The sequence below is a fragment of the Janthinobacterium algoris genome (assembly GCF_051380935.1).
In the GTDB taxonomy this organism is placed as follows: Bacteria; Pseudomonadota; Gammaproteobacteria; order Burkholderiales; family Burkholderiaceae_D; genus Janthinobacterium.
Genome location: NZ_JBNYXZ010000042.1, coordinates 1 through 1,925 on the forward strand (window position 1 = coordinate 1; position 1,925 = coordinate 1,925).

2 protein-coding genes are annotated in these 1,925 nt (G+C 57.9%); one reads left to right on the forward strand and one right to left on the reverse strand.

Features of this window, described 5'->3' with window-relative positions:
- Positions 1-49 precede the first annotated feature (49 nt).
- Positions 50-253, reverse strand: coding sequence for a hypothetical protein (locus ACQ4W7_RS29075; RefSeq protein ID WP_436535206.1), 204 nt, complete (start codon positions 251-253; stop codon positions 50-52).
- A 229-nt stretch (positions 254-482) separates the two neighbouring features.
- Between ACQ4W7_RS29075 and ACQ4W7_RS29080 the strand changes: the two genes are divergently transcribed.
- Positions 483-1,925, forward strand: a 1,443-nt coding sequence (locus ACQ4W7_RS29080; RefSeq protein WP_436535208.1) for an IS1182 family transposase, incomplete at its 3' end; no start/stop codon positions are given.

The following is a 1,925-nucleotide window of genomic DNA, read 5'->3' on the forward strand; positions in this document are numbered from 1 at the left end:
GGCCCAGACTGTGTAAAAACGTCGCTCATTCACGCAGCGACTGCTACCTTCAACGAGGCAGTTCGTGAGTGATCCGGCCACCGCATGACACCAGCAGATATTCCGCGACTTTCTCAGCGAGTCCGGCGTTTGGTGAGCGAATTTGAAGAACAAGAGGTTCGAACGAGCTTGGATCGATGTGAACCTCAGCATCTGCCGGACCTTCGCGCATCCGAAGAGAAAGCTCGGTCCAGAGCGTGTCATCGGGATTCATACTGTTCCCGTCTGAATCAACGTTCGCATCTGGACCCCAAAGATGGTCTGCGACTCGATAAAAGGGAGGTCGGTCCGCCGGGGCGACAAGATAGAGGATGGAATCAGCTTGCAAGGTGTCCCCAGAGTAAATTACCGACTTCAGCGGAGGTGTTGAAAAAGCGCCGAGTTAGGTAAACGCAAATTATTCGTCAAACGTTAAGCAAGTATCTCATCAATACGGGTGCAAGATGAAGCGCTTTATCGAGGGCGAAGACCGAGGACAGGGAATGCTGCTGCCCGAGCTGCTGGACGATTACGTTGCCGAAACCAACCCGGTTCGCGTTGTCGACGCGTTTGTCGACGAACTCGACCTGGGCAAACTGGGGTTCGAGCGGGTGCAACCGGCAAAGACGGGTCGGCCGTCCTACCATCCGGCATTGCTGCTCAAGCTCTACATTTACGGCTACCTCAACCGCATCCAGTCGAGCCGTCGGCTCGAGCGCGAAGCGCAACGCAATGTTGAATTGATGTGGTTGACAGGACGCCTGACGCCGGACTTCAAGACGATCGCGAACTTCCGCACGGCCAACGGCAAGGCAATACGCAATGTGTGCCGGCAGTTCGTCGTGCTGTGCCAGCAACTGGACCTGTTCTCGGACGCAGTGGTAGCGATTGACGGCAGCAAGTTTAAGGCAGTCAACAGCAGTGATCGTAACTTCACGCAGGCCAAGCTCAAGCGCCGGATGGAGGAGATCGAGGCGAACATCAGTCGCTATCTGGCGGAACTCGATACCGCTGACAGGCAGGAACCGGCGACAAAGCAAGCGCGCAGCGCCCGGCTGAACGACAAGATCGCGGCAATGAAATCGCAGATGGCGGCGCTCAAGGAAATCGAAGCGAAGCTGGAGGCGACTGGCGAAACGCAGATCTCGCTGACCGACCCGGACGCCCGCTCCATGATGACGCGAGGCTCAGGCATCGTCGGCTACAACGTGCAGACCGCGGTCGACGCCAAGCACCATCTGATCATCGAACACGAGGTAACTAATATCGGCAGCGACCGCGATCAACTGTCGGGAATGGCCAAGAAGGCTCGCACCGCAATCGGGGCAAGCTCGCTAACAGTGATCGCTGATCGCGGCTACTTCAAGGGTGAGGAAATCCTGGCGTGCAAGCAGGCCGGCATTGCCGTGCTGGTGCCGGCGACTAAGACCTCCAACGCCAAGGCCGACGGGAGATTTGACAAGGCCGACTTCGTCTACGATCGGGAGAAGAACGAGTACCGCTGCCCGGCAGGTCAAGCACTGATCTGGCGTTTCGCCGCAGTCGAAAAAGGCATGACGCTCAACCGTTACTGGAGCTCGAACTGCAAGGCCTGCCCGCTCAAGGACAAGTGCACGCCGAGCCAGCAGCGCCGGGTTACGCGTTGGGAGCACCAGGACGTGCTCGACGACATGCAGGTGCAGCTCGAACACAGTCCCGACGCCATGCGAATCCGACGCTGCTCAGTCGAGCATCCGTTTGGCACCATCAAGTCGTGGATGGGAGCGACGCACTTCCTGACGAAAGGCCTGGAGCGCGTGAAGACCGAAATGAGCCTGCACGTACTCGCCTATAACCTCAAGCGTTTGATAACGTCGCTTGGTGTCGTCGGCATGATGGAAGCGGTCAGGGCGTATGCCCTTTTACTG

Bases quoted from the DNA above. Each gene is read 5' to 3' on its own strand.
- ACQ4W7_RS29075 (WP_436535206.1), bottom strand. From the start codon at position 253: ATGAATCCCGATGACACGCTCTGGACCGAGCTTTCTCTTCGGATGCGC.